This is a genomic window from Streptomyces sp. ISL-99, from assembly GCF_018614005.1.
Taxonomy (GTDB): domain Bacteria; phylum Actinomycetota; class Actinomycetes; order Streptomycetales; family Streptomycetaceae; genus Streptomyces; species Streptomyces flavidovirens.
On sequence record NZ_JAGGPC010000028.1, the window covers coordinates 33,316 to 58,263 of the forward strand.

The 24,948-nt window shown below is 69.7% G+C and carries 26 protein-coding genes; 14 read left to right on the top strand and 12 right to left on the bottom strand.

Translation table 11 applies throughout. From position 1 onward, the window contains the following. The first annotated feature begins 23 nt into the window (after positions 1-23). Positions 24-953, top strand: a complete 930-nt coding sequence (locus tag J7E91_RS16750) for an oxidoreductase (RefSeq protein ID WP_214904778.1) — start codon at positions 24-26, stop codon at positions 951-953. A gap of 51 nt (positions 954-1,004) precedes the next feature. On the opposite strand, the gene J7E91_RS16755 is transcribed toward J7E91_RS16750, so the two are convergent. Beyond that, the gene (locus J7E91_RS16755) at positions 1,005-1,418 is read right to left on the bottom strand and encodes a VOC family protein (protein ID WP_214904780.1); all 414 of its coding nucleotides are present in this window, start codon (positions 1,416-1,418) and stop codon (positions 1,005-1,007) included. A 155-nt stretch (positions 1,419-1,573) separates the two neighbouring features. On the opposite strand from J7E91_RS16755, the gene J7E91_RS16760 reads away from it, so the two are divergent. Next, complete coding sequence (locus tag J7E91_RS16760) at positions 1,574-2,206, top strand: SRPBCC domain-containing protein (protein ID WP_214904782.1); 633 nt, start codon at positions 1,574-1,576, stop codon at positions 2,204-2,206. Positions 2,207-2,230: 24 nt separating this feature from the next. On the opposite strand, the gene J7E91_RS16765 is transcribed toward J7E91_RS16760, so the two are convergent. After that, entirely contained in the window at positions 2,231-2,668 is a 438-nt protein-coding gene (locus J7E91_RS16765; RefSeq protein WP_214904784.1) for a MarR family winged helix-turn-helix transcriptional regulator, read from the bottom strand. A 150-nt stretch (positions 2,669-2,818) separates the two neighbouring features. On the opposite strand from J7E91_RS16765, the gene J7E91_RS16770 reads away from it, so the two are divergent. From J7E91_RS16770 to J7E91_RS16800, 7 genes are all read left to right on the top strand, one after another. Then, positions 2,819-3,640 carry a CoA transferase subunit A gene (locus tag J7E91_RS16770; protein WP_214904786.1) on the top strand — a complete coding sequence of 274 codons (822 nt, stop codon included), beginning with the start codon at positions 2,819-2,821 and terminating at the stop codon, positions 3,638-3,640. Then, positions 3,637-4,431 (top strand): CoA-transferase subunit beta, encoded by a 795-nt coding sequence (locus J7E91_RS16775; protein ID WP_214904790.1) that lies wholly within the window; start codon positions 3,637-3,639, stop codon positions 4,429-4,431. The genes J7E91_RS16770 and J7E91_RS16775 overlap by 4 nt, the downstream gene beginning before the upstream one ends. Next, positions 4,428-5,207: a protocatechuate 3,4-dioxygenase subunit beta gene (gene pcaH, locus J7E91_RS16780; RefSeq protein WP_214904793.1), complete on the top strand. Its 780-nt coding sequence runs from the start codon at positions 4,428-4,430 to the stop codon at positions 5,205-5,207. The genes J7E91_RS16775 and pcaH overlap by 4 nt, the downstream gene beginning before the upstream one ends. Next, positions 5,207-5,773 carry a protocatechuate 3,4-dioxygenase subunit alpha gene (gene pcaG, locus J7E91_RS16785; RefSeq protein ID WP_214904796.1) on the top strand — a complete coding sequence of 189 codons (567 nt, stop codon included), beginning with the start codon at positions 5,207-5,209 and terminating at the stop codon, positions 5,771-5,773. The genes pcaH and pcaG overlap by 1 nt, the downstream gene beginning before the upstream one ends. After that, entirely contained in the window at positions 5,760-7,253 is a 1,494-nt protein-coding gene (locus J7E91_RS16790) for an adenylosuccinate lyase family protein (RefSeq protein WP_251015787.1), read from the top strand. Before pcaG ends, J7E91_RS16790 begins: the two co-directional genes overlap by 14 nt. Continuing rightward, positions 7,246-8,487 carry a 4-carboxymuconolactone decarboxylase gene (gene pcaC, locus J7E91_RS16795; protein ID WP_214904798.1) on the top strand — a complete coding sequence of 414 codons (1,242 nt, stop codon included), beginning with the start codon at positions 7,246-7,248 and terminating at the stop codon, positions 8,485-8,487. Before J7E91_RS16790 ends, pcaC begins: the two co-directional genes overlap by 8 nt. An 86-nt stretch (positions 8,488-8,573) precedes the next feature. Further along, entirely contained in the window at positions 8,574-9,731 is a 1,158-nt protein-coding gene (locus tag J7E91_RS16800; protein ID WP_214904801.1) for an alkaline phosphatase PhoX, read from the top strand. Here the strand turns inward: J7E91_RS16800 and J7E91_RS16805 are convergent. The 3 genes from J7E91_RS16805 to dusB all read right to left on the bottom strand — a co-directional run bounded on the left by J7E91_RS16805 (position 9,701) and on the right by dusB (position 15,466). Then, positions 9,701-10,783 (bottom strand): helix-turn-helix transcriptional regulator, encoded by a 1,083-nt coding sequence (locus J7E91_RS16805; protein WP_214904803.1) that lies wholly within the window; start codon positions 10,781-10,783, stop codon positions 9,701-9,703. The genes J7E91_RS16800 and J7E91_RS16805 overlap by 31 nt on opposite strands. A 424-nt stretch (positions 10,784-11,207) precedes the next feature. Continuing rightward, positions 11,208-13,949: a pyruvate, phosphate dikinase gene (gene ppdK / locus J7E91_RS16810; RefSeq protein ID WP_214904806.1), complete on the bottom strand. Its 2,742-nt coding sequence runs from the start codon at positions 13,947-13,949 to the stop codon at positions 11,208-11,210. A gap of 377 nt (positions 13,950-14,326) precedes the next feature. Continuing rightward, positions 14,327-15,466 (bottom strand): tRNA dihydrouridine synthase DusB, encoded by a 1,140-nt coding sequence (gene dusB / locus J7E91_RS16815; RefSeq protein ID WP_214904808.1) that lies wholly within the window; start codon positions 15,464-15,466, stop codon positions 14,327-14,329. A 52-nt stretch (positions 15,467-15,518) separates the two neighbouring features. Here dusB and J7E91_RS16820 point away from each other — a divergent pair, with 52 nt between their 5' ends. Continuing rightward, positions 15,519-16,973 carry an MFS transporter gene (locus J7E91_RS16820; RefSeq protein ID WP_214904810.1) on the top strand — a complete coding sequence of 485 codons (1,455 nt, stop codon included), beginning with the start codon at positions 15,519-15,521 and terminating at the stop codon, positions 16,971-16,973. Between the two features lie 67 nt (positions 16,974-17,040). Here J7E91_RS16820 and J7E91_RS16825 read toward each other — a convergent pair whose 3' ends face one another. The 3 genes from J7E91_RS16825 to J7E91_RS16835 all read right to left on the bottom strand — a co-directional run bounded on the left by J7E91_RS16825 (position 17,041) and on the right by J7E91_RS16835 (position 19,105). After that, the gene (locus J7E91_RS16825; protein WP_214904812.1) at positions 17,041-17,253 is read right to left on the bottom strand and encodes a DUF6243 family protein; all 213 of its coding nucleotides are present in this window, start codon (positions 17,251-17,253) and stop codon (positions 17,041-17,043) included. Positions 17,254-17,417: 164 nt separating this feature from the next. Continuing rightward, positions 17,418-17,630: a hypothetical protein gene (locus J7E91_RS16830; RefSeq protein ID WP_214904814.1), complete on the bottom strand. Its 213-nt coding sequence runs from the start codon at positions 17,628-17,630 to the stop codon at positions 17,418-17,420. Between the two features lie 89 nt (positions 17,631-17,719). Beyond that, the gene (locus J7E91_RS16835; protein WP_214904817.1) at positions 17,720-19,105 is read right to left on the bottom strand and encodes a glycine--tRNA ligase; all 1,386 of its coding nucleotides are present in this window, start codon (positions 19,103-19,105) and stop codon (positions 17,720-17,722) included. 119 nt (positions 19,106-19,224) lie between these two features. Between J7E91_RS16835 and J7E91_RS16840 the strand changes: the two genes are divergently transcribed. The 4 genes from J7E91_RS16840 to J7E91_RS16855 all read left to right on the top strand — a co-directional run bounded on the left by J7E91_RS16840 (position 19,225) and on the right by J7E91_RS16855 (position 22,458). Then, complete coding sequence (locus J7E91_RS16840; RefSeq protein ID WP_214904820.1) at positions 19,225-20,229, top strand: metal ABC transporter substrate-binding protein; 1,005 nt, start codon at positions 19,225-19,227, stop codon at positions 20,227-20,229. Positions 20,230-20,282: 53 nt separating this feature from the next. Then, on the top strand, positions 20,283-21,056 hold the full coding sequence (locus tag J7E91_RS16845; protein WP_214904823.1) for a metal ABC transporter ATP-binding protein: 774 nt from the start codon (positions 20,283-20,285) through the stop codon (positions 21,054-21,056). Positions 21,057-21,058: 2 nt separating this feature from the next. Beyond that, complete coding sequence (locus tag J7E91_RS16850) at positions 21,059-21,973, top strand: metal ABC transporter permease (protein WP_214904826.1); 915 nt, start codon at positions 21,059-21,061, stop codon at positions 21,971-21,973. Between the two features lie 65 nt (positions 21,974-22,038). Then, positions 22,039-22,458, top strand: a complete 420-nt coding sequence (locus J7E91_RS16855; RefSeq protein WP_028813525.1) for a Fur family transcriptional regulator — start codon at positions 22,039-22,041, stop codon at positions 22,456-22,458. Between the two features lie 64 nt (positions 22,459-22,522). On the opposite strand, the gene J7E91_RS16860 is transcribed toward J7E91_RS16855, so the two are convergent. Genes J7E91_RS16860 through J7E91_RS37045 form a run of 4 tightly spaced genes read right to left on the bottom strand, consistent with a single transcriptional unit; the run spans position 22,523 to position 24,792 of the window. Further along, positions 22,523-23,050: a YcxB family protein gene (locus J7E91_RS16860; RefSeq protein ID WP_214904829.1), complete on the bottom strand. Its 528-nt coding sequence runs from the start codon at positions 23,048-23,050 to the stop codon at positions 22,523-22,525. Between the two features lie 19 nt (positions 23,051-23,069). Continuing rightward, complete coding sequence (locus J7E91_RS16865; RefSeq protein WP_214904832.1) at positions 23,070-23,897, bottom strand: isoprenyl transferase; 828 nt, start codon at positions 23,895-23,897, stop codon at positions 23,070-23,072. Between the two features lie 20 nt (positions 23,898-23,917). Then, positions 23,918-24,664 carry a DNA repair protein RecO gene (gene recO, locus J7E91_RS16870; RefSeq protein ID WP_214904835.1) on the bottom strand — a complete coding sequence of 249 codons (747 nt, stop codon included), beginning with the start codon at positions 24,662-24,664 and terminating at the stop codon, positions 23,918-23,920. Beyond that, positions 24,661-24,792 carry a hypothetical protein gene (locus J7E91_RS37045; protein ID WP_308376712.1) on the bottom strand — a complete coding sequence of 44 codons (132 nt, stop codon included), beginning with the start codon at positions 24,790-24,792 and terminating at the stop codon, positions 24,661-24,663. The genes recO and J7E91_RS37045 overlap by 4 nt, the downstream gene beginning before the upstream one ends. Positions 24,793-24,948 lie beyond the last annotated feature (156 nt).

Here is a 24,948-nt window from a genome sequence, read left to right on the forward strand (position 1 = left end):
GTGTCCGGTCGTACGCTGGCCCCATGACGACTGGCTGGAAAGCGAGCGACATCCCCGACCAGAGCGGCCGTACGGCCGTGGTCACCGGGGCCAACAGCGGCATCGGACTCGTCACGGCGCGCGAACTCGCCCGCCGCGGCGCGCGGGTGGTCCTCGCGTGCCGCAGCGAGCAACGCGGCAAAGAGGCCGCGGCGCGCATCACCCGCGAACTGCCCGGAGCACTGGTCGTTTTCACACCACTCGACCTGGCCGACCTGTCCTCCGTACGGGACTTCGCGAGCTCATACGCGTACGACCGCCTCGACCTGCTCATCAACAACGCGGGCGTCATGGCGCTCCCGTACGGACGGACGGCCGACGGCTTCGAGACGCAGTTCGGCGTCAATCACCTCGGGCACTTCGCCCTCACCGGACTGCTCCTGCCGCATCTGCTCCGGACGCCCGAGGCCCGTGTCGTGACCGTCTCCAGCGGGCTGCACGCACTGTCCAACATCGACATCGGCGACCTCAACAGCGAGCGCGGGTACCGGCGCTGGATCGCCTACGGCCGGTCCAAGACCGCCAACCTGCTCTTCACCCACGAGCTGGCCGGGCGGCTCGCCGCGGCGGGCTCCGACGTCGTCGCGGCAGCCGCCCACCCCGGCTACGCCAGCACCAACCTCCAGTCCGCCGGCGTACGGATGGAGGGGCGCAGGGCGGCCGAACGGATCGTGGCGCTGGGGAACAGGATCGTCGCGCAGCCCGCCGAGTCCGGCGCCCTGCCCACGCTGTACGCGGCGACCGCGCCCGGCGTACGGCCCGACTCGTTCACCGGGCCGAAGTTCCAGGGCTGGCGGGGCGCGCCCACGAAGTCGTGGCGCGCGACGTGGACAACGAACGATGTGGCGAGCGAACGGCTGTGGGTGGCTTCGGAGCAGCTCACGGGCGTGACGTACGAGGGCCTCACATCATGAGGCCCTCCTCGTCACTTTGCCTGCCGCTTCCGCCGCTCCTGCCGCCCGGTGTCAGCCCTGCTGTCCCTCGACGGCCGACGGGTCCATCCAGATGACTTCCCACGTGTGACCGTCGGGGTCGTGGAAGGAACGGCCGTACATGAAGCCGTGGTCCTGGGGCTCGTTCGCGGGGGAACCGCCGGACGCGAGGGCGGTGTCCGCCATCTCGTCGACCTTCTCCCGGCTCTCGGCGCTGAGGGCGAGCAGCACCTCTGTGGTCCTGCTCGTGTCCGCGATCTCCTTCTTGGTGAACTCCTTGAAGCGCGGCTCGGTGAGCAGCATGGCGAAGATGGTGTCGCTGATCACCAGACAGGCCGTCTTGTCGTCACTGAACTGCGGGTTGAACGAGAACCCGAGCTTGCCGAAGAAGGCCTTCGTGGTGTCGAGGTCCTTGACCGGCAGGTTCACAAAGATCATCTGGGGCATGAGCTGTGTCTCTCTTCTCTCGGTCGGCGGTTCAGTACCGTCGTTGCCATACGCAGGGGTAGACCCGGGCACCACGCGAAACTCATCGCTCGAACAGAAACTCGCAGAAAGTTTCCGCCTTGCGGGTGCGCCACGCCCGTCCTAGCGTCGGCGCCATGACCAGCTCCTCCAGTTCCTCCGGTTCCTCCGGTTCCTCCGGTTCCTCCGGTTCCTCCGGTTCCGCCGGTTCCGCCGGTTCCGCGGGCAAGAAGATCACCGAGAAGCTGTCGGCCGATGCGCTGAAGGCGTCCACCGGCCGGGACTGGGACACCTGGTTCGCGCTCCTCGACGCGTGGGGCGCCATCGGGCGCGGCCACACGGAGATCGCCCGCCACCTCACCGAAGATCTCGCGGTGGACGGCTGGTACGCCCAGTCGATCACGGTCGGGTACGAACAGGAACGCGGCCTGCGCCAGGTCGGCCAGTCGTCGGCCGGTGACTGGCAGACGAGCGGCAGCAGAACGGTCGAGGCGCCGGTTGCGCGCTGCGAGGCCGCCTTCACCGATGAGGATGTACGCCGCCGATGGCTTCCCGGCAGCGAGTTCTCGCTGCGTACCCACCGCGCGGGCAAGACCCTGTCCGCCGACTGCGCGAGCGGCCGGCTCTCCGTCTACTTCACGCCGAAGGGCGAGTCGAAGACGCAGGTGTCACTCATCCACACCAAGCTCGCGGACGCGGCGGAAGTGGCGGCGTACAAGGCCTTCTGGAAGGAGCGTCTCGCCGCTCTCAAGGAGCTTGTGGAGAGCTGAACGTTCCCCGGAACGCCCGCGGACTCAGCCCCGGAGTTCCTCCGCCGCGTCCGCGACCCGCCCGATCAGGCGCAGCAGCGTCTCCTGCTCGCCCTCGTCGAGGGGGGCGAGGAACACCCGGTTCATCCGCGTCGTCCGGGTGACCAGCTTGCGGTGCACCGCCGTGCCCTCGTCCGTGAGCTTGAGTACGTTGCGCCGGCCGTCGTCCGGGTCGCGCACCCGCTCCAGCAGACCGCGCCTGCCGAGGCGCGCCACCAGGTCCGCGATGGTCGAGCGGTCGAGGTGGACATGTTCGCTCAGGGTGCGCTGGTCGATGTCCGGCTTCTCGGTCAGCGCGTTGAGGACGGCGAACTGCGGCGATGTCGTCTCCTCCGAGACCATCGTGGTCCACAGCAGGGTGTGCGCCTGCTGCAGCCGCCGGGCGAGATGCCCGGGGTGGGTGCTCAGATCGACCGCAGCCATGCGGGCCTCCTGGAATGATCGGGTCGATGCTCTGTGCACTGAGTCATTGACGCCAGCCTTACTCAGTGGAATTGTACGGCCTCGACGAGAATTTAGTCAGTACACTGAGCAACTCTCCCAAACTCACACTGGGCAACTCGCGGAGTGACGATGGCCGACATACGCAGCCTGCACGACGCCGTGGCGGACCTCGTCCACGACGGGGACACCCTCGCCATGGAGGGCTTCACCCACCTGATCCCGTACGCCGCCGCACACGAGATCATCCGCCAGGGCATCACCGACCTGACCCTCGCCAGGATGACCCCGGACGTCATCTACGACCAGCTCATCGGCGCCGGTCTGGTGAAGAAGCTGATCTTCTCCTGGGGCGGCAACCCGGGCGTCGGCTCCCTCCACCGCTTCCGCGACGCCGTCGAGAACGGCTGGCCGCGCCCCCTGGAGCTCGACGAGCACAGCCACGCCGGCATGGCCAACCGATACGTCGCGGGTGCGTCGCGCCTGCCGTTCGCCGTACTGCGCGGCTACCGCGGTTCCGACCTCGCGACCCGTACGGACACGGTCTCCTCCGTCACCTGCCCGTTCACCGGTGAGGAGCTGGCCGCCGTCGCCGCGCTCAACCCCGACGTCACCGTCATCCACGCCCAGCAGGCCGACCGGGACGGCAACGTCCAGCTGTGGGGCCTGACCGGCGTCCAGAAGGAGGCCGCGCTCGCCGCCGGCCGGGTGCTGGTGACCGTCGAGGAGGTCGTCGACGAGCTGACGCCCCGGCCCGGCGGCGTCGTCCTGCCGACCTGGGTCATCGACGCGGTCGCCGTGGTGCCGGGCGGCGCGCACCCGTCGTACGCCACTGGCTACACGGTGCGCGACAACGCGTTCTACCAGGCCTGGGACCCGATCGCCCGGGACCGCGACACCTTCACCCGCTGGATCAACGAGAACGTACGCACCGAAGGGTCTGCCGTCCGATGACGACCACCGAGGACTTCACCCGCGACGAGCTGATGGAGATCAACGCGGCCCGCGCGCTGGCCGGGGCACGGACCTGCTTCGTCGGCATCGGCCTGCCGTCCACCGCCGCCAACCTCGCCCGCAACACCGTCAATCCGGGCCTGGTGCTGATCTACGAGTCGGGGACGATCGGCTCCAAGCCGACCCGCCTCCCGCTGTCCATCGGCGACGGCGAGCTGGCCGAGACGGCCGACGCGGTGGTGCCCGTACCCGAGATGTTCAACTACTGGCTCCAGGGCGGCCGGATCGACGTCGGCTTCCTCGGCGCCGCCCAGGTCGACCGTTTCGCCAACATCAACACGACCGTCGTCGACCGGGGCCCCGACAAGCCGGAGGGCCGCCTTCCCGGCGCGGGCGGCGCACCCGAGATCGCGTCGAACTGCGGCAAGGTGCTCATGGTGCTGCGCCACTCCACCCGCAACTTCGTGCGGAAGCTGGACTTCGTCACCACGCTCGGCCACGGCTCGGGCCCCGGCGACCGCAAGGAGCTCGGCATGCCCGGCGCGGGCCCGGTCGCCGTCATCACCGACCTCGGCATCCTGCGCCCCGACCCGGCCACCGCGGAGCTGGTTCTCACCGAACTCCATCCCGGCGTCACCGTCGAGCAGGTACGGGCGGCCACCGGCTGGGAGCTGAAGGCCGCGGACACGGTCGGGGTCACCGAGCCCCCGACGCCGGCCGAACTGGCCGCACTGCGCGCCCTGAAGGCCGCAGGTTCCGCAGGTTCCGCAGGAAAGGACGACGCCCGATGACACCGCCGACCCCTCTCACGCAGTCCGACATCGACGGCGAGCTCGCCGAGATCCGCGCCGGTTACGAGAAGGCCCGCGCGGCAGGGGCTCCGGCCACGCACCACCCGCCGCGCGACTTCCCGCCGTACCGCAGCAGCCTCCTGCGCCACCCGAAGCAGCCCCTGGTGGCCGTCGACGGGGACCCCGAGACCGTCGAGCTGTCCGGCCCCGTCTTCGGCCACACCGACGTCACCGAGCTCGACCACGACCTGACCCGGCAGCACGCGGGCGAGCCGCTCGGCGAGCGCATCACCGTCTCCGGGCGGCTGCTCGACAGCGCGGGCCGGCCGGTACGCGGCCAGCTCGTCGAGCTGTGGCAGGCCAACGCCTCCGGCCGGTACGCCCATCAGCGCGACCAGCACCCGGCCCCCCTGGACCCCAACTTCACGGGCGTGGGGCGGGTCCTGACGGGTGACGACGGCTCGTACAGCTTCACCACCATCAAGCCGGGCGCCTACCCGTGGCGCAACCACGAGAACGCGTGGCGCCCCGCCCACATCCACTTCTCGCTCTTCGGCTCGGCCTTCACCCAGCGCCTGGTCACGCAGATGTACTTCCCCGGCGACCCGCTCTTCGCGTACGACCCGATCCTCCAGTCGGTGACGGACGACGCGGCCCGCGCCCGGCTCGTCGCCGCGTACGACCACTCCCTCTCCCGCCCCGAATGGTCGCTGGGCTACCGCTGGGACATCGTCCTCGACGGCCCGTCCGCCACCTGGATCGAGGAAGGCCGCTGATGACGCATCTGCCGCCCACCCCTTCGCACACCGTCGGCCCCTTCTACGGGTACGCCCTGCCGTTCCCGGGAGGCGGCGACATCGCCCCCGCCGATCATCCCGACACGATCACGCTGCACGGGTACGTGTACGACGGCGCCGGGGAACCGGTCCCCGACGCGATCGTCGAGCTCTGGCAGGCGGGACCGGACGGTTCACTGGCCGGCGCGCCGGGATCGATGCGCCGCGATCCCGTGAACGGCGGTTTCCTCGGCCGCGACGGCGTCGGCTTCACGGGCTTCGGCCGGGTGCCGACGGACGCGGACGGCCACTACACGGTCCGTACGCTGCCGCCGGGTGCCCCGTCCGTCCCGTACATCAGCGTGTGCGTGTTCGCGCGCGGCCTGACGCACCACCTCTTCACGCGCGCGTACCTCGCGGAGGGCCCGGACGCCCTGCTCGCCTCGCTGACTCCCGAGCGCCGCGCGACACTGATCGCCCGGCCCGAACCGAACCGCCACCGCACCCACCGCTTCGACATCCGCCTCCAGGGCGAGGAAGAGACGGTCTTCCTTGACTTCGCCTGACCGTGACCGGCCCGACCACGGACTCCTCTCCCCCGTACGCGCGGGAACGGCGGCCGAAGCCGCCACCGGCGACGTGGCGCTGCTCCAGGCGATGCTGGACGCGGAGGCGGCCCTGACCCGGGCGCAGGGGCCCGCCTGGGCGGGCGAGGCGGTCACGGCGGCGGCGCAGGCCGACCGCTTCGACGTACGCGACCTGGCCCTGCGCGCGAGGTCCGGCGGCAACCCGGTGATCCCGCTGGTGGCCGGCCTCACTGCGGCGGTGGGCCCGGAAGCGGCGCCGTACGTGCACCGGGGAGCCACGAGCCAGGACATCGTCGACACGGCGATGATGCTGGTAGCCACCCGCACGCTCCCCCTGATCACGGCTGACCTGACCCGCACGGCGGCGGCTCTCGCCACCCTGGCGGCGGAACACCGGGACACCCCCATGCCGGGCCGCACCCTGACCCAGCACGCGGTCCCCACCACCTTCGGCCTGAAGGCAGCGGGCTGGCGAAGCCTCGCTCTCGACGCCCACGCCCGCCTGCGGGCCCTCTGCCTCCCCGCACAACTCGGAGGAGCGGCGGGCACGCTGGCCGCCTTCGGCCGGACGGCCGCCGGTGACGACTTCACGGTGCCGGGAGGGGACGTGCCGGGGCGCTCCCCGCAGGGCGTTGAACGCAACCACCGCGAACGAACCAACGCGGTACCCGAACGTTCGGCGCCCGAGGAGACGCCCCGGCACGGCACCGACCCCAAAGCCCCCCAGCCCGAGCCCACCCCCGGCCTCACCCTCCTCACCGCCTACGCCGCCGAACTCAACCTCGCGGCGCCCACCCTCCCCTGGCACACCCTCCGCACCCCCACCGCCGACCTGGCCACCGCCCTCGCCTTCACCTGCGCCGCCCTCGGCAAACTCGCAACGGACGTCCTGACGCTCTCCCGCACCGAGATCGCCGAGCTCTCCGAAGGCACCGGCGGCGGCTCCTCCGCCATGCCCCACAAGGCCAACCCCGTCCACGCCACCCTGATCGCCTCCGCCGCCCACCAGGCCCCCGCCCTGGCGTCCGTACTCGTCGCCTCTCTCGCCACCGCCGGGGACGAACGCCCCGCAGGTGCCTGGCACGCCGAATGGCAGCCCCTGCGCGAGCTTCTGCGTCTGGCCGGCGGCGCGGCGGCCCACGCTGCCGAGCTGGTCACCAGCCTCCGCGTCCACCCCGAGCGCATGCGCGAGAACCTCGGTCTCACCCACGGCCTGATCGTCAGCGAACGCGTCGCCGCCGCCCTGACCCCCGCCCTGGGCCGGGCCCGTGCCAAGGAGCTCCTCACCGCCGCCTCCCGGCGCACCGCCACCGAAGGCATCCCCCTGGCCGAGGCACTCGCGGACGTGCTCCCCCAAGACCAGCTCGCCGAACTCACCGACCCCACGCGCTACACCGGTTCCGCGGCGGCCCTCGTAGACCGCGCCCTGGACCGAAAGCCGGAGCACCCCCATGCCTGACGCCGGCCACCTCCCCCAGCTCCCCCACGTCCGCCTCGACGGCCCCGAATCCGGCACCCCGCTGATCCTCGGCCCCTCCGTAGGCACCTCCCTCACCGTCTGGGAGCCCCAGCTCGCCGCCCTGGCCCGCGTCCACCGCGTCCTGCGCTGGGACCTCCCCGGCCACGGCGGCACCCCCGCCGGGCTGATGCCGCTGGACGGCACCGCGACCGTCGCCGACCTGGCGGCGCTCGTACTGCGGGCCGCCGACGCGCAGGGCTGGGAGCGCTTCTCATACGCCGGTGTCTCGATCGGCGGCGCCGTAGGACTCCACCTGGCGACGCACTTCCCCGAACGCGTCACCGCCCTCGCCGTGGTCTGCTCGTCGGCCCGCTTCGGCGACCCGGCCACCTGGCGCGAGCGCGCCGCTCTCGTACGGGCGCAGGGCACCGAGGCGATGGTGTCGAGCCGCCCGGGCACCTGGTTCGCGCCCGCGTTCGCCTCGACGCCCCTCGGCCACGCGCTCATCGAAGACCTGCGCGCCACCGACCCGGCCGGCTACGCCGCCTGCTGCGACGCCCTCGCGGCGTACGACCTGCGCGGCGCGCTCCCCACCGTGGCCGCACCGACCCTCGTCGTCGCCGGACGCGACGACCCGGCGACGCCGCCCGCGCACGCCCGCGAGATCGCCGACGCGATCCCGGGTTCGAGCCTGCTGGAGATCGCGGGCGCGGCGCACCTCGCGGGCGTCGAGAAGCCCGAGACGGTGACCGCCGCGCTGCTCGCCCACTTCGCCCCGCCGCCCGCCCACACCGACGCGTCCCGCCACGCGGCAGGCATGCGCGTCCGCAGGGCGGTCCTCGGCCCGGCCCACGTGGACCGCGCGATCGGCCGTACGACACCGTTCACGGCCCGCTTCCAGGACTTCATCACGCGGTACGCCTGGGGTGAGATCTGGACCGACGAGACCCTGGACCGGCGCATCCGCAGCTGCGTCACCCTCACCGCGCTCGTCGCCCACGGCCACGAGGCGGAGCTCGCGCTGCATGTGCGGGCGGCGCTGACCAACGGCCTGAGCAGGCAGGAGATCGGCGCGGTCCTGCTCCAGACGGCGGTGTACTGCGGAGTCCCGGCGGCGAACTCGGCGTTCACCGTGGCGCAGGACGTCTTCGACGACCTGGACCGCGCCGACTACCAGATCGAGCCCGACGACCAGGTCGACCTCGACGACCTCGATGACCAGGTCTACGACTGATCACCTGCCGCTCACCGGTTGTTGATGCACTGTCAATTCGAGACTCTTAGGTTGCGAGGTCACAGTCCCCCACCCTGGAGTGACACATGGAACGTCGTAGCTTCCTGCGCGGCGCTGTCATCGGCACCTCCGTCACCGCCTTCGGCGGCACCCTCTGGCGCGGCGCCGCGTACGCCGCCCCCGCGCAGCCCGGCACCGGCCCCTACGGTGCGCTGGGTTCCCCCGACGCCAACGGCCTGCGCCTGCCGTCCGGCTTCAGCAGCCGCGTCATAGCCCGCTCCGGCCAGAAGGTCGGCTCCACCGCGTACACCTGGCACAACGCCCCGGACGGCGGCGCCTGTTACGCGGACGGCACCGGCTGGATCTACGTCTCGAACTCGGAGATCAACCCCTCCGGCGGCGCGGGCGCGGTCCGCTTCTCCTCGACGGGCGCGATCACCGGCGCGTACCGCATCCTGTCCTCCACCCGCCAGAACTGCGCGGGCGGCAAGACCCCGTGGAACACCTGGCTGTCCTGTGAGGAGGTCGACCGCGGCTACGTCTACGAGACCGACCCGTGGGGCGTGAAGGCCGCCGTACGGCGCGACGCGATGGGCCGCTTCAAGCACGAGGCCGCCGCCGCCGACCCGGTGCGCAGGACGATCTACCTCACCGAGGACGTCTCCGACGGCTGCTTCTACCGCTTCACGCCCACCACCTGGGGCGATCTGTCGGCGGGCAGGCTGGAGGTGCTGAAGATGGGTTCGGGTACGTCCGGACCTGTCACCTGGGCCACCGTCCCGGACCCCAGCGGCGCCTCGACCGCCACCCGCAACCAGGTCTCGGGCGCCAAGCGCTTCACGGGCGGCGAGGGCTGCTACTACGCCGACGACACGTGCTGGTTCACCACCAAGGGCGACAACCGCGTCTGGCAGTACAACGCGGCCGCGCAGACCATCGAGCTCGCCTACGACGACTCGCTGGTGAGCGGCACCGCCCCGCTGACCGGCGTGGACAACGTCACGGGCACGTCGTCCGGTGACCTCTTCGTCGCCGAGGACGGCGGCAACATGGAGATCTGCGTGATCACGCCGGACGACGTGGTGGCTCCCTTCCTGCGGATCGACGGTCAGTCGGGCTCGGAGATCACCGGCCCGGCGTTCTCGCCGGACGGCAAGCGCCTGTACTTCTCCAGCCAGCGCGGTACGAGCGGCAGCTCGTCCGGCGGCATCACCTACGAGGTGACGGGCCCCTTCCGCAGCTGACGGCCCGCCGCCCCCGTCTCTTCCGGCGAAGGTACGAGGGCTTCCGCTGTGGCGCCGCCCCGCAGGAGGGCGGCGCCCAGCGGCGTCAGGGTGTGGAGCACCGCGTTGCCGTGCCGCAGGGTGACGACCAGGCCGGCCTCGCGCAGTACGCACGCGTGCTGGCTCGCCGACGCGAGCGACACCCCTGCCCTGCGGGCGAGTTCGCTCGTCGTACAGCCGCTGCCGATCGCCCCGAGGACCGTGGAGCGGGTCTGGCCGACCAGGCGGCCCAGGGGCGGTCCGGGGTCGTCGGCGGGGGCCGGGGCGGCGTCCGCGTGGGTCACGGGGTAGACCAGGACGGGCGGCAGTTGCGGGTCGCGGTAGACGACCGGCGTGCCGCGGCAGAAGAACGACGGCTGGAGCAGCAGGCCCCGGCCGCGCAGGTACAGATCCCGGTCGACCGGATAGTCGGCCTCCAGGACCGGCGGGCGCCAGCGCAGCATCGGCGGGAGCGAGGCGAGGAGTTCGTCCGCGCCGCCGTCCAGCAGGGCGCGGCCCCTGGCCGCCCTGTCGGCTTCGACACGGGCCTGGATGTGCGGCCAGTACGGCTCGACGGCGGCGCGGTGGTAGCCGCGCAGGGCGCCGGTGAGGCGGGCCAGGGGCTCACCCCGGCCGCCGGCCAGTGGGGCGAGGCGCTGCTGTGTCGATGCCGCGTGGTTCTGCGGAGCCGTCATACGGTCCGGCCGGTGCGAGGCGACGAGCAGCGCCAGCTCGGCGCGCAGCCGCTCGGGTGCGGTCCCCCGTACCGCTTCGAGTGCCGTGTCCATGCCGCGCGTCCCCTCACGGGGTGTCAGGAAATCGGGAAAATAGCCCCTCGTCGGTATCACCGACGACAGCAGCCGTGTTTCACCATTCAACCGAGCCCGCGATTCCCGTCGCCATTCTCCGAACACCTTGGCGCCGCGCCGGTCTCGCAATCTGTGAAAGCTGAGGACCGTTTCCCACAACGCGTCCGGCCGGTCGGACAGCCGAATCCTCGACAGGTCAACACCGGAGAAATGAACACGTAGCACCGAAGCCCCATCTGTTGCATCCGCAATCGCCCCCGCAGCCGAGTATGCACGCAATCACACGCCGTCACCACGGCCTTTCAGCCACAGTTGAAACGCATCGCGCGTCCCCTGTGCCGAACGAAATGCTGTTCCCCGTCGGACACGACACCGGAGTCACCGGAAAGACGCAGCGAAGGCCGTGGGGGGCTTTGCTGGGTCTGGCGGCGGTCGGCGAAGGTAGCGGCTCAGTGTCCGTCGAGGTATCAGGATGCGGTCGCCGGGTGGGGATCCGGCGACCGCATCCTGCCGCCGCTTTCCGGGGAAAATGGCGTAATTGAACTGCTGTTGCTTTCTGTTGTTTCCTGAACTTCTCCGCGCTCCTAATCACCGGCACAACGAAGCGGCGGCGCCTCCGAGAGGCGCCGCCGCTTCTTATGCGGCCGGTCTAGCGCGAGTCGCTGCCCGCGGACTGCGCCGCCGCGCGGCCCGCCTCCAGGCGCGCCACCGGGATCCGGAACGGCGAGCAGGACACGTAGTCCAGCCCCACCTCGTGGAAGAAGTGCACCGACTCCGGGTCACCGCCGTGCTCGCCGCAGACGCCGAGCTTCAGGTCGGGGCGCGTGGCGCGTCCCGCCTCGACGGCCGAGCGGACGAGGGAGCCGACGCCGTCCCGGTCGATCGTCTCGAACGGGGAGACCCCGAAGATGCCCTTCTCCAGGTACGCCGTGAAGAAGCTCGCCTCGACGTCGTCGCGGGAGAAGCCCCACACGGTCTGGGTGAGGTCGTTCGTACCGAAGGAGAAGAACTGCGCGGCCTCAGCGATCTGACCGGCGGTCAGAGCGGCGCGGGGCAGCTCGATCATCGTGCCGATGGTCAGCTTCAGGTTCGTGCCGGTGGCGGCCTCGACCTCCGCGATGACCTGGTCGGCCTCCTCGCGGACGATCTCCAGCTCCTGGACGGTGCCGACGAGCGGAATCATGATCTCCGGTCGCGGGTCACCCTTGGCGTTCTTGCGGTGCGCGGCGGCCTCGGCGATGGCGCGGACCTGCATCGCGAACAGACCCGGGATGACGAGGCCCAGACGTACACCGCGCAGACCCAGCATCGGGTTCTGCTCGTGCAGCTTGTGCACGGCCTGGAGGAGGCGCAGGTCGTTCTCGTTCGCGTCCTTGCGGGCCTCGGCGAGCGCGACGCGCACCGACAGCTCGGTGATGTCGGGGAGGAACTCGTGCAGCGGCGGGTCGAGCAGCCGCACCGTCACCGGCAGCCCGTCCATCGACTCGAAGAGCTCGATGAAGTCGGCCTTCTGGAGCGGCAGCAGCGCGCCCAGCGCCTGCTCGCGCTCGTCGTCCGTGTCGGCCAGGATCAGCCGCTCGACGAGCTCGCGGCGCTCGCCCAGGAACATGTGCTCGGTGCGGCACAGGCCGATGCCCTGGGCGCCGAAGCGGCGGGCGCGCAGGGCGTCCTCGGCGTTGTCCGCGTTGGCGCGTACCCGAAGGCGACGTACCCGGTCGGCGTACGCCATGATCCGGTGCACGGCGGCGACCAGCTCGTCGGCGTCGTCGGCGCCGGCGTGCATGCGGCCCTCGAAGTACTCGACGACCGGGGACGGTACGACGGGCACCTCACCGAGGTACACCTTGCCGGTGGAGCCGTCGATGGAGACGACGTCGCCCTCCTCGACGACGATCCCGCCCGGAGCCGTCATGCGGCGCCGCTTGGTGTCGACCTCGATCTCCTCGGCGCCGCAGACACAGGTCTTGCCCATGCCGCGGGCGACGACGGCGGCGTGCGAGGTCTTGCCGCCGCGCGAGGTCAGGATGCCTTCGGCGGCGATCATGCCGTCGAGGTCGTCCGGGTTCGTCTCACGGCGGATGAGGATGACCTTCTCGCCGGAGCGCGACCACTTGACGGCCGTGTACGAGTCGAAGACGGCCTTGCCGACCGCCGCGCCCGGGGATGCAGCGATGCCGCGGCCGAGCTTCTCGGTCTTCGCCTCCTCGTCGAAGCGCGGGAACATCAGCTGCGCGAGCTGCGCGCCGTTGACGCGCTGGAGCGCCTCGGCCTCGTCGATGAGGCCCTGGTCGACGAGCTGCGTGGCGATGCGGAAGGCGGCGCCGGCGGTGCGCTTGCCGACGCGGGTCTGGAGCATCCACAGCTGGCCGCGCTCGATCGTGAACTCGATGTCGCAGAGATCCTTGTAGTGGGTCTCCAGCGTCTCCATGATCTGCATGAGCTGGTCGTACGACGCCTTGTCGATGTTCTCGAGGTCGGCGAGCGGCACAGTGTTGCGGATACCGGCGACGACGTCCTCACCCTGCGCGTTCTGCAGGTAGTCGCCGTACACGCCCTGGTGGCCGCTGGCGGGGTCGCGGGTGAACGCGACACCGGTGCCGGAGTCGGGGCCGAGGTTGCCGAAGACCATGGAGCACACGTTGACGGCCGTGCCGAGGTCACCGGGGATGCGCTCCTGGCGGCGGTACAGCTTGGCGCGGTCGGTGTTCCACGAGTCGAAGACCGCGTTTATGGCGAGGTCCATCTGCTCGCGCGGGTCCTGCGGGAAGTCGCGTCCGGCCTCGTCGGACACGATCTTCTTGAACTTGCGGACCAGCTTCTTGAGGTCGGCCGCCTCCAGGTCGGTGTCGACCGTGACCTTCTTGGCGTGCTTGGCCTGCTCCAGCGCCTCTTCGAAGAGCTCGCCGTCGACGCCGAGGACGGTCTTGCCGAACATCTGGATGAGACGGCGGTACGAGTCCCACGCGAAGCGCTCGTCGCCGCCGGCCTGCTTGGCGAGGCCGGTGACCGACTTGTCGGAGAGCCCGATGTTCAGGACGGTGTCCATCATGCCGGGCATGGAGAACTTGGCGCCCGAGCGGACGGAGACGAGCAGCGGGTTGTCGGCCTGGCCGAGCTTCTTGCCCATCCTCTGCTCAAGGGCGTCGAGGTGCGCGCTGACCTCGGCGCGCAGCGCCTCCGGCGCCTCGCCGCTGTCGAGGTAGACCTTGCACGCCTCGGTGGTGATGGTGAAGCCCGGAGGGACGGGCAGCCCGAGGTTGGTCATCTCGGCGAGGTTGGCACCCTTGCCGCCCAGCAGGTCCTTGAGGTTCCTGTTGCCTTCGGTGAAGTCATAAACGAACTTCTGACCCTGGGGCTCGGTGGCTACCTGGGGTTCTTTGTTTTCCGACACGGGTCTCGACTCCTCGAGGACGCGGTGGCTGCCCTGACGGCGAGGAACATACCCAGATCGAAGGTGTCTGGGTACGTCCACCTGACTGTCATGCGGCCTTAACCACTCGTCCGCCAGCAGATCGAAAGTGATCAACTCGGCGCGACCGATCGAGGGCTTCATTCAAGTGTTCAACACATAACTACACAGTGCAGCGATCTTTTGCCGAACTGCCAGCAGAGAGTGACAGTTGATTTGATCGATCAAAACAAAAGAAGGTGGCACCCAGTGCCACCTTTTGAGAGGTGCAGCCCCGCCTGAAGTGCTCATCTGAGCAATGACCACATCAGGCGTGGCGAGGATCACGTCACAGATGAGACCCTTCCGAGACCCGGATCTCAGCCTCCGGACGTGTCCAGCTCCGCCTCCGTACTCACGGCGGAGCAGTCGTACGGGTCCTTCAACCAGCCATCCGGCAGGACAACTCGCCCATTGCCGGACGAACGTCCCCGAGGCCCATCCGCCCCCACGGGCCACGCCTGGTCCAGATTGAGCTCGCTCAAGTGAGCGTCCATTTCATCCAGGGATGAGGAGATTGCGAGTTTCTTTCGCATCTCCGAGCCGACCGAGAACCCCTTCAGGTACCAGGCGACGTGCTTACGGAAGTCAATGACCCCGCGTGCCTCGTCACCGATCCACTCCCCGAGCAGTTCCGCGTGCCTGCGCATCACCGCGGCGACCTCGCGCAGCGTCGGCGCGGCGTACGCGCCCGTCCCCTCGAAGCCCGCCACCAGGTCCCCGAACAGCCACGGGCGCCCCAGGCACCCGCGCCCCACGACCACACCGTCACAGCCGGTCTCGCGCATCATCCGCAGCGCGTCGTCGGCGGACCAGATGTCGCCGTTGCCGAGGACCGGGATCTCCGGCACGTGCTCCTTGAGGCGCGCGATGGCGTCCCAGTCGGCCGTACCCCCGTAGTGCTGCGCCGCGGTCCTCCCGTGCAGGGCGATCGCCGTGACGCCCTCCTCGACCGCTATCCGCCCGGCGTCGAGGTAGGTGAGGTGGTCGTCGTTGATGCCCTTGCGCATCTTCATCGTCACCGGCAGCTCGCCCGCGTTGGAGACGGCCTCGTTGAGGATGGCCCGCAGCAGCGGCCGCTTGTACGGAAGCGCCGAGCCGCCGCCCTTGCGTGTCACCTTCGGCACCGGGCAGCCGAAGTTCAGGTCGATGTGATCGGCCAGGTCCTCGTCCACGATCATGCGGACCGCCTTGCCGACCGTGACGGGATCGACGCCGTACAGCTGGATCGAGCGCGGCGTCTCCGTCGCGTCGAAGTGGACCAGCTGCATGGTCTTCTCATTGCGCTCGACCAGCGCCCTCGTGGTGATCATCTCGCTCACGAACAGCCCCTTGCCACCGGAAAACTCGCGGCACAGGGTGCGGAAAGGGGCGTTGGTGATGCCGGCCATGGGGGCGAGCACCACCGGGGGCTGCACGGAGTGCGGGCCGATGGAGAGCATGGGGAGCGCGGTGGTCATGGCCCCATTGTCCCGTACGGCACGAGTCGTTAGTGAGCCGTACTATCCGCGTATGCCCGAGCTCACCCACCGGCGGCGGTTGCTGGTGCTGGCGATCTGCTGCATGAGCCTGCTGATCGTGAGCCTCGACAACACCGTCCTCAACGTCGCCCTCCCTTCCATGCGCGAGGAGCTCGGCGCGACGGTCGCCGGGATGCAGTGGACGATCGACGCGTACACGCTGGTCCTCGCCTCGCTGCTGATGCTCGCGGGCTCCACCGCAGACCGGATCGGGCGGCGCAGGGTCTTCAAGACCGGCCTCGTGCTCTTCACCCTCGGCTCGCTGCTCTGCTCCCTCGCGCCGAACCTCGAATCGCTCGTCGCCTTCCGCATGGTCCAGGCCGTCGGCGGCTCGATGCTCAACCCCGTCGCCATGTCGATCATCACCAACACCTTCACCGAGCCGCGGGAGCGGGCCCGGGCGATCGGGGTGTGGGGCGGTGTGGTCGGGATCTCCATGGCCGCGGGCCCGCTGATCGGCGGCCTGCTGGTGGACTCGGTCAGCTGGCGGGCGATCTTCTGGGTCAATCTGCCGGTCGGACTCGCCGCACTGCTGCTGACCATCCGGTACGTACCCGAGTCGCGTGCCCCCAAGGCGCGCCGCCCGGACCCCGTGGGACAGCTCCTGGTCATCGCGCTGCTCGGATCGCTCACGTACGCGATCATCGAGGCCCCCGTCGCGGGCTGGACGTCGCCGCCGATTCTGCTGCTCGCGGGAACGGCCGCGATGGCGCTCGTGGGCCTTCTCCTGTACGAGCGGAGGCGCACGGAGCCACTGATCGATCCCCGGTTCTTCCGCAGCGCGCCGTTCAGCGGGGCGACGGTCATCGCGGTGTGCGCGTTCGCGGCGCTCGGCGGCTTCCTCTTCGTGAACACCCTGTACCTCCAGGACGTACGCGGTTTCTCGGCCCTGCACGCCGGGCTCTACATGCTGCCCATGGCAGGGCTGACCCTGGTCTGCGCGCCACTCTCGGGCCGTCTTGTCGGCAGCCGGGGGCCACGGCTCCCGCTGCTCCTGGCGGGTGTCACGATGACGGCGAGCGGGGTGCTGTTCGCGGCGTTCGAGGCGGAGACGTCCACGCCCATGCTGTTCACCGGGTACGTACTGTTCGGCCTCGGCTTCGGCGTGGTGAACGCACCGATCACCAACACCGCCGTGTCCGGCATGCCGCGCGCCCAGGCGGGCGTCGCCGCCGCGATCGCCTCGACCAGCAGGCAGGTCGGCCAGACGCTGGGCGTCGCCGTCATCGGCGCGGTCCTGGCCGCCGGGTTGCACGGCCGGTCGTACGACGCCACCTTCGTCGCGGCGAGCAGACCGGCCTGGTGGATCATCGCCGGCTGCGGACTGTGCGTACTGCTGGTGGGAGCGCTGACCAGCGGCCCCTGGGCCCTGAGGTCGGCCGGCCGGACGGCCGCCCGGCTGGAGGAGTCCGCGTCCTGCCGGGCTTCCACGGGCGCGGTGCGCTGAGGCCGGACAAGGGTGCGGGCCCGGACCGCTGTGTGCGGTCCGGGCCCACCGCTGTACTGCTCGTACGTCAGCTCTGGGCGTCCTGGGCGCCGTCGGCGGCCGCCTCGCCGCCCTCTGCCCCGGCGGCGCGCTCACGCATCTTGCGCAGCAGCTCCTCCTTGTGGTCGGACGCCAGCTTGCGGTCGGCGTTGCGCGTGGGACCGTTGTCCGCGAGTTCGGCGCGGGACATCCTCTTGCGCTGCCCGCCTACGCCGAGAAGGTTGTTGCGGCTCTTTGCCACGGGGTTCTCCCGAAGTGATGAGAAGTGATCTGGGGATTCGTCGGGTGGGGGGCGGACGTCGGATCCGCCGCGCGCTCACTCGTAGATCTGGAAGAACATGCATGCGACATTACCGGGCCGCGGGGCCGCCGGGCACCAGATTTTTCCGCCGGGCGGCCGTCGGCTCAGGTCCGGGAGCCCGCCGGGTCCACCGTCGCCTGGTGAGCCTCGGCGAGATGCTCCTGGGCCTTGAGCCAGGGCAGGAACTGCACCCCCTTGCGCCAGCCGCACGTACCGCAGTTCAACGAGCGCTGTATCCCGACCCGTTGGACCTCGACCACGTGCTCACGGCCGTGCTGATCCCATCTGCGGACCTTGCTGCCGGTAGTCGGCGGCATCACGCCTCCCTGCTGTGCGTCGGGCCCAGTGTGCACGAAGACCCCGGCTCCGCTGGGCGGAACCGGGGCCTTCGCAACGTACGAGCAGGTCAGCAGCCGATGAGGCGGCCGCCCAGGTACGACTGGATCTGGTCCAGCGAGACGCGCTCCTGCTTCATGGTGTCGCGCTCGCGCACCGTCACCGCGTTGTCGTCGAGGGTGTCGAAGTCGACGGTCACACAGAACGGCGTACCGATCTCGTCCTGACGGCGGTAGCGGCGGCCGATGGCGCCCGCGTCGTCGAACTCGATGTTCCAGTTCTTGCGCAGGTCGGTCGCCAGGCCCTTGGCCTTCGGCGACAGCTGCGGGTTGCGGGACAGCGGCAGGACCGCGACCTTGACCGGCGCCAGGCGCGGGTCGAGGCGCATCACGGTGCGCTTCTCCATGACGCCCTTGGCGTTCGGGGCCTCGTCCTCGATGTACGCGTCGAGCATGAAGGCGAGCATGGCGCGGTTCACGCCGGCCGCCGGCTCGATGACGTACGGAGTCCAGCGCTCGCCGGCCTCCTGGTCGAAGAACGACAGGTCCTGGCCGGAAGCCTTGGAGTGGGCCTTGAGGTCGAAGTCGGTGCGGTTGGCCACACCCTCCAGCTCGGAGAACTCACTGCCGCCGAAGTTGAAGCGGTACTCGATGTCGGCGGTGCGCTTCGAGTAGTGCGAGAGCTTCTCCGCGGGGTGCTCGAACCAGCGCATGTTCTCCTCACGGAGACCAAGCTCGCGGTACCAGCTCCAGCGCTGCTCCATCCAGTATTCCTGCCACTGCTCGTCCTCGCCCGGCTTGACGAAGAACTCCATCTCCATCTGCTCGAACTCGCGCGTGCGGAAGATGAAGTTGCCCGGAGTGATCTCGTTCCGGAAGGACTTGCCCATCTGCGCGATGCCGAACGGCGGCTTCTTGCGCGAAGTCTGCTGCACCTGGGCGAAGTTGGTGAAGATGCCCTGCGCGGTCTCGGGACGCAGGAAGGCGCGCGAGCCGGTGTCCTGGGTCGGGCCGAGGTGCGTCTCCAGCATGCCGGAGAACTGCTTGGGCTCGGTGAACTGGCCCTTGGTGCCGCAGTTGGGGCAGTTGATGTCGGCAAGACCGTTCTCGGGCGCGCGGCCGTTGTGCTTGGCCTCGTACGCCTCGATCAGGTGGTCCGCGCGGTGACGCTTGTGACAGGCGGTGCACTCGGTGAGCGGGTCGGAGAACGTCGCGACGTGACCGGACGCCTCCCACACCTCGGGCGCCAGGATCACCGAGGAGTCAAGACCGACGACATCCTCGCGCGCGATGACCATGGAGCGCCACCACTGACGCTTGATGTTCTCCTTGAGCTCGACACCCAGCGGCCCGTAGTCCCAGGCGGCCCGGGAACCGCCATAGATCTCACTGCACGGGTAGACGAAGCCACGGCGCTTGCTCAGGCTGACGATGGTGTCGATCTTGTCGGCGGCCACGGTGCTCTCTTCATTACGACGACGACGAACGCGAATGATTCAGATTACCGGCGCTCGTAGCTCCACGTCACACCCGTCATTATTGACAATCGTTTCCACTTTTGTTGAAAATGGGTGTCATGAACGTACGACGACGCCTCATACCCACCGCCGCTACCGCCGGAGCCGTCGCGCTCGGCCTGATGGCCGTCAGTGCCTGCTCTTCCTCCTCCGGCGCCGCCGACAAGAACGGCGAGGGCAAGCTCGACGTGGTGGCGTCGTTCTACCCCATGCAGTACCTGGCCGAGGAGATAGGCGGCGAGCACGTCGCCGTATCGACCCTCACGAAGCCCGGTGTGGAGCCGCACGACCTGGAGCTCAGCCCGAAGCAGACCGCCGGGCTCGGCGAAGCGGACTTCATCCTCTACCTCAAGGGCCTCCAGCCCGCCGTCGACGAGGCGGTCGCGCAGTCCGGTGTGAAGAACACCGTCGACGCCGCCGGCCTCACCCACCTCGAAGAACACGGCACCGAGGCCGGCCACGACGAGCACGCGGGCGACGAGCACGCGGACGAGCACACCGACGCGCACGCCGAAGAAGAAGGCCACGACCACGCCGAAGCCGCCGGCGACCCCCACATCTGGCTCGACCCCGTGAAGTACTCCGAGGTCGCCAAGGGCGTCGGCAAGGCCCTGGAGAAGGCCGACCCCGACAACGCCGCGGCGTACAAGAAGAACACCGACGCCCTGGTCACCAAGCTCGACGGCCTGCACACGAAGTTCGAGAAGGGTCTGAAGAACACCGACACCCGGACGTTCATCACCACCCACGCCGCCTTCGGCTACCTCGCCGAGCGCTACGACCTCAAGCAGGAGGGCATCAGCGGCCTCGACCCCGACTCCGAGCCCAGCCTCTCCCGCATGAAGGACCTCCAGAAGATCGCCAAGGACGACAAGGTCACCACGGTCTTCTTCGAGACGCTCGTCAGCGACAAGACCGCCAAGACCCTCGCGGGCGACACCGGCCTCAAGACCGATGTCCTGGACCCGCTGGAGGGAATCACGGACAAGTCCAAGGGCGATAACTACATCGAGGTCATGGAGTCCAACCTCGCCGCGCTGGAGAAGGCCCTCGGCGCGAAGTGAAGCAGGTCTCCTCCAGCAACCCAGCACCACCAGCAGCATCGGAGGCGCGAGCCATGAAGCCAGAGCCAGAGCAGCCCGTCATATCCCTGCGCGGGGCCACGGCCACGCTCGGCTCGCGCCCCGTGCTGCGCGGCATCGACCTCACCGTGCACCGCGGTGAGGTCGTTTCGCTGCTCGGCGCCAACGGTTCCGGAAAGTCGACGGCCGTACGTTCCGTGATCGGCCAGGTGCCGCTCACCGGCGGCTCCGTCGACCTGTTCGGTACGCCGCTGCGCCGCTTCCGCGACTGGTCGCGCGTCGGGTACGTACCGCAGCGCACCACGGCCGCGAGCGGCGTTCCCGCGACGGTGTACGAGGTCGTCTCCTCCGGCCGCCTCTCCCGTACGAAGCTTCGCTGGCCCTCGAAGGCCGACCGCGCCGCCGTGCACCGCGCCATCGAGCTCGTCGGGCTCGCGGACCGCACCAAGGACTCCGTGAACGCCCTCTCCGGCGGCCAGCACCAGCGCGTCCTCATAGCGCGGGCGCTCGCCTCCGAGCCCGAGCTGCTGATCATGGACGAGCCGATGGCGGGCGTGGACCTGACCAGCCAGGAGATCCTCGCCTCGACGCTGCGCGAGCAGGTCGTGGCCGGTACGACCGTGCTCCTCGTACTCCACGAACTCGGTGCCCTGGAGCCCCTGATCGACCGCGCGGTCGTCCTGCGCGACGGCTGCGTCACCCACGACGGGCCGCCACCGGAGTCGCTGGGCCAGCACGCGCTGCCCGGCCACGATCACGTACATCCGCACTCGGATTCCGAGCCCGTCCGGACGGGACTGCTGACCTGATCATGGAAATCCTCGAAACAGCCTTCATGCAGCGGGCCTTGCTCGCCGCCGTCCTCGTCGGCATCACCGCCCCCGCCGTCGGCATCTACCTCGTACAGCGCCGCCAGGCCCTGATGGGCGACGGCATCGGCCATGTCGCGATGACGGGAGTCGGCCTCGGCTTCCTCCTCAGCGCCAACCCGGTGTGGATGGCCGCCCTCGTCTCGATCGCCGGCGCCGTCGCGATGGAACTGATCCGCTGGTACGGGCGCATGCGCGGCGACATGGCACTGGCCATGCTCTTCTACGGCGGCATGGCAGGCGGTGTCCTGCTGATCAACCTCGCGCCGAACGGCTCCAACTCCAACCTCACCTCGTACCTCTTCGGCTCCCTGTCGACCGTCTCGGACTCGGACGTCGTCGCGATCTGCCTGCTCGCCGCCTTTGTGATGCTCGTCACGGTCGGTCTGCGGCGGCACCTCTTCGCCATCAGCCAGGACGAGGAGTTCGCCCGCGTGACCGGTCTGCCGGTGCGCGCCCTGAATCTGCTGATCGCGGTCACCGCGGCCGTCACGGTCACCGTCGCGATGCGCGTGGTGGGGCTGTTGCTGGTCAGCGCGCTGATGGTGGTGCCGGTGGCGGCGGCGCAGCAGATCACCCGGTCCTTCAAGGTCACGTTCGTACTGGCCGTGATCATCGGCACGGCGGTGACGCTGGCGGGCACGGTGACCTCGTACGAGTACGAAGTGCCGCCGGGCGCGACGATCGTGCTGCTGGCCATCGGCGTCTTCTTCGTACTGACCGCGCTGGCCACACCGCTCGCCAGGCGCCGGGCACGGGCGCTGAGGGACGCGGAGGCCGGGTCGGGGCCGGGATGTAGCGTGGAGGCGGGCGGACTGCCGCAGACCTCCCGCCCCGCCAATGGTGTCAAGGTCTGACCGGCACTCGGCGGCGACCTGACAGAATGGCCCGACATACGTACGGGCGACCAGAGGAGGCACCTGTGACGACTGCGGGAACCCCATCCCCGGTGCGTGGCCGGTCCACCCGGCAGCGGGCCGCCGTCGCGGCGGCGCTCGACGAGGTGGACGAGTTCCGCAGCGCGCAGGAGCTTCACGACATGCTCAAGCACCGGGGCGACTCGGTCGGGCTGACGACGGTCTACCGCACCTTGCAGTCCCTCGCCGACGCCGGCGAGGTCGACGTACTGCGCACCAGCGAAGGCGAGGCGGTGTACCGGCGCTGCTCCAGCGGTGAGCATCACCACCACCTGGTGTGCCGGGTCTGCGGCAAGGCCGTCGAGGTCGAGGGCCCCGCGGTGGAGAAGTGGGCCGAGGCCATCGCGGCCCAGCACGGCTACGTCAACGTGGCCCACACCGTGGAGATCTTCGGCACGTGCGTGGAGTGCGCGGCAAGCGTCTGAGGCGGTACGAGAGCGGGCCCGCACCGACGGTTCGGTGCGGGCCCGCTCTCGTACCTGAACCGCCTCAGACCCGCCGCAGGTTCCGGTCGAGGATCGCCCGCAGCCGGTCGATGTCGTCCGGGGCCCCGAGTCCTCGCTTGGGCAGGACCTCCAGGCACAGGATGTTCGGATCCCGACTGAGGAGGACGACGTGGTCGCGGGTCTCCCGGTAACCCCGGAAGAGCGACCAGCGCGTGGTCAGGGTCGCGTGCTCGTTGGTGGCCGAGACACCCGCGTCGGTGACCGTCGCACGGTATTCGCCCTGCCATTTCACGATGCGCAGCACGTGGTGCGCCTGGAGGTGCGGAACCGACCAGACGAACAGGACAACCAGTCCGCACAGCAGGACGTTACCCGCCGGGGGCCCGCCGGGTGCCACCACCAGCAGCAGCCCGAAGCCTGCGAAGAGCGCCATCACCGCCCCCCGGAGCACGTGGAAGTGCCGGACGCGGTCGCGCACCCGGATGCCCGCCAGAATGTCGCCGCGCGTCGGCCGGTAGGTCAGCTCGACGGTCTCCGCGGCCTGGATGAGGTCCCGCCCCTGGTGATCCATGAGGCGGGATCCTAGCCCTCTACATGCTGCCCGCGGCGAGCTGCTCCTCGTTCGGGACGGCGCCGCCGAAGCGGCGGTCACGGGAGGCGTATTCGACGCAGGCGCGCCACAGGTCACGGCGGTCGAAGTCGGGCCACAGCACGTCCTGGAAGACCATCTCGGCGTACGCGCTCTGCCAGATCAGGTAGTTGGAGGTGCGCTGCTCGCCACTGGGGCGTACGAAGAGGTCCACATCCGGCATGTCCGGGTAGTACATGTACTTCGCGAAGGTCTTCTCGTTGACCTTCGACGGGTCGAGCTTGCCCGCCGCGACATCGCGCGCGATCGCCTGCGCCGCGTCCGCGATCTCCGCGCGCCCGCCGTAGTTGACGCAGAAGTACAGCGTCATCGCGTCGTTGTCCTTGGTCTGCTCCTGGGCGACCTGGAGCTCCTGGACGACGGACTTCCACATCTTCGGCATCCGGCCCGTCCAGCGGATACGGATGCCCAGCTCGTCCATCTCGTCCCGCCGGCGGCGGATGACGTCCCGGTTGAAGTTCATCAGGAAGCGCACCTCCTCGGGCGAGCGCTTCCAGTTCTCGGTGGAGAAGGCGTACAGGGAGAGGTTCTTGACGCCCATCTCGATGCAGCCCTTGAGCACGTCCAGGACGACGCCCTCGCCGACCTTGTGGCCCTCGGTGCGCGGAAGCCCGCGCTCCTTCGCCCAGCGGCCGTTGCCGTCCATGACGACCGCCACATGCTCCGGGACCAGCTCGCCGGGGATCTTCGGCGGTCGCGCACCGGACGGGTGCGGTTCCGGCGTCTTGTACTCGCGCCGGTTACGGCCCAGAATCCCGCGTCGTGCCATGAGCTTCTCTCTCCCTCAATTCACTTTTCCACATACCGCAGCGAGCGTAGTCCGCGCTCCAAGTGCCAGTGCAGATACGCCGACACCAGTCCGCTGCCCTCCCGGACGTGCCGTGCCTCGCAACTGTCCGCCGTCTCCCAGTCCCCCGTCAGCAACGCGCTGAGCAGTCCGACGGCCTCCGCCGAGGGTACGACGCTTCCGGGCACCCGGCAGTCGCCGCATATGACGCCGCCCGCGGCGACCGAGAAGAACCGGTTCGGCCCGTGCAGTCCGCATCTCGCGCAGTCGTTGAAGCTGGGCGCGTAGCCGTTGACGGCCAGCGAGCGCAGCAGGAAGGCGTCGAGGATGAGGTTCGGCGCGTGCTCGCCGCGGGCGAGGGTGCGCAGGCCGCCGACGAGGAGCAGGTACTGCTGTACGGCGGGCTCGCCCTCGTGGTCGGTGAACCGCTCGGCGGTCTCCAGCATCGCCGTACCGGCGGTGTAGCGGCCGTAGTCCGTGACGATTCCGCCGCCGTACGGAGCGATCGTCTCGCTCTGGGTGCACAGCGGCAGGCCGCGCCCGACGAGTTCGCTGCCGCGTGAGAAGAACTGCACGTCGACGTGCGAGAAGGGTTCCAGCCGGGCCCCGAACTTCGACTTGGTCCGCCGGACGCCGCGCGCGACGGCGCGTACGCGGCCGTGACCGCGAGTGAGCAGCGTGATAATCCGGTCCGCCTCCCCCAGCTTCTGGGTGCGCAGCACGACGCCGTCGTCGCGGAAGAGAGTCATCGCGAGCCCCCACGGGTGTCCGGCCGGGGGTCCGGGGGTTGATCCCCGGGAAGACACAGCATGATGCGGTCCGCCTCACCCAGCTTCTGGGTGCGCAGCACGATGCCGTCGTCGCGGAACAGGGTCATGCGCCCATTCTCGCCCAGGCCCCGTCATCAAGGAGACCTTTGAGTACTCATAAGAGCTGCTTATGGGGTCATAGGGAGGGGTCAAGTACCTGATCCGGCATTTCGTTGCCTAGGGTGACGCACGAGACAGTTGTCGCCACCCGAAGGGAAACCCCC

What these genes read in the sequence shown, in the direction of transcription:
- J7E91_RS16830 (WP_214904814.1), bottom strand. Translation starts at nt 17,630, where the DNA reads ATGCCGCCGACTACCGGCAGCAAGGTCCGCAGATGGGATCAGCACGGC.
- J7E91_RS16760 (WP_214904782.1), top strand. Translation starts at nt 1,574, where the DNA reads ATGACCAGCTCCTCCAGTTCCTCCGGTTCCTCCGGTTCCTCCGGTTCC.
- recO (WP_214904835.1), bottom strand. Translation starts at nt 24,664, where the DNA reads ATGACTCTCTTCCGCGACGACGGCGTCGTGCTGCGCACCCAGAAGCTG.
- J7E91_RS16840 (WP_214904820.1), top strand. Translation starts at nt 19,225, where the DNA reads ATGAACGTACGACGACGCCTCATACCCACCGCCGCTACCGCCGGAGCC.
- J7E91_RS16755 (WP_214904780.1), bottom strand. Translation starts at nt 1,418, where the DNA reads ATGCCCCAGATGATCTTTGTGAACCTGCCGGTCAAGGACCTCGACACC.
- J7E91_RS16865 (WP_214904832.1), bottom strand. Translation starts at nt 23,897, where the DNA reads ATGGCACGACGCGGGATTCTGGGCCGTAACCGGCGCGAGTACAAGACG.
- J7E91_RS16765 (WP_214904784.1), bottom strand. Translation starts at nt 2,668, where the DNA reads ATGGCTGCGGTCGATCTGAGCACCCACCCCGGGCATCTCGCCCGGCGG.
- J7E91_RS16770 (WP_214904786.1), top strand. Translation starts at nt 2,819, where the DNA reads ATGGCCGACATACGCAGCCTGCACGACGCCGTGGCGGACCTCGTCCAC.
- pcaH (WP_214904793.1), top strand. Translation starts at nt 4,428, where the DNA reads ATGACACCGCCGACCCCTCTCACGCAGTCCGACATCGACGGCGAGCTC.
- J7E91_RS16850 (WP_214904826.1), top strand. Translation starts at nt 21,059, where the DNA reads ATGGAAATCCTCGAAACAGCCTTCATGCAGCGGGCCTTGCTCGCCGCC.
- J7E91_RS16860 (WP_214904829.1), bottom strand. Translation starts at nt 23,050, where the DNA reads ATGGATCACCAGGGGCGGGACCTCATCCAGGCCGCGGAGACCGTCGAG.
- J7E91_RS16750 (WP_214904778.1), top strand. Translation starts at nt 24, where the DNA reads ATGACGACTGGCTGGAAAGCGAGCGACATCCCCGACCAGAGCGGCCGT.
- J7E91_RS37045 (WP_308376712.1), bottom strand. Translation starts at nt 24,792, where the DNA reads ATGACCCTGTTCCGCGACGACGGCATCGTGCTGCGCACCCAGAAGCTG.
- J7E91_RS16775 (WP_214904790.1), top strand. Translation starts at nt 3,637, where the DNA reads ATGACGACCACCGAGGACTTCACCCGCGACGAGCTGATGGAGATCAAC.
- J7E91_RS16800 (WP_214904801.1), top strand. Translation starts at nt 8,574, where the DNA reads ATGGAACGTCGTAGCTTCCTGCGCGGCGCTGTCATCGGCACCTCCGTC.
- J7E91_RS16820 (WP_214904810.1), top strand. Translation starts at nt 15,519, where the DNA reads ATGCCCGAGCTCACCCACCGGCGGCGGTTGCTGGTGCTGGCGATCTGC.
- dusB (WP_214904808.1), bottom strand. Translation starts at nt 15,466, where the DNA reads ATGACCACCGCGCTCCCCATGCTCTCCATCGGCCCGCACTCCGTGCAG.
- pcaG (WP_214904796.1), top strand. Translation starts at nt 5,207, where the DNA reads ATGACGCATCTGCCGCCCACCCCTTCGCACACCGTCGGCCCCTTCTAC.
- J7E91_RS16845 (WP_214904823.1), top strand. Translation starts at nt 20,283, where the DNA reads ATGAAGCCAGAGCCAGAGCAGCCCGTCATATCCCTGCGCGGGGCCACG.
- pcaC (WP_214904798.1), top strand. Translation starts at nt 7,246, where the DNA reads ATGCCTGACGCCGGCCACCTCCCCCAGCTCCCCCACGTCCGCCTCGAC.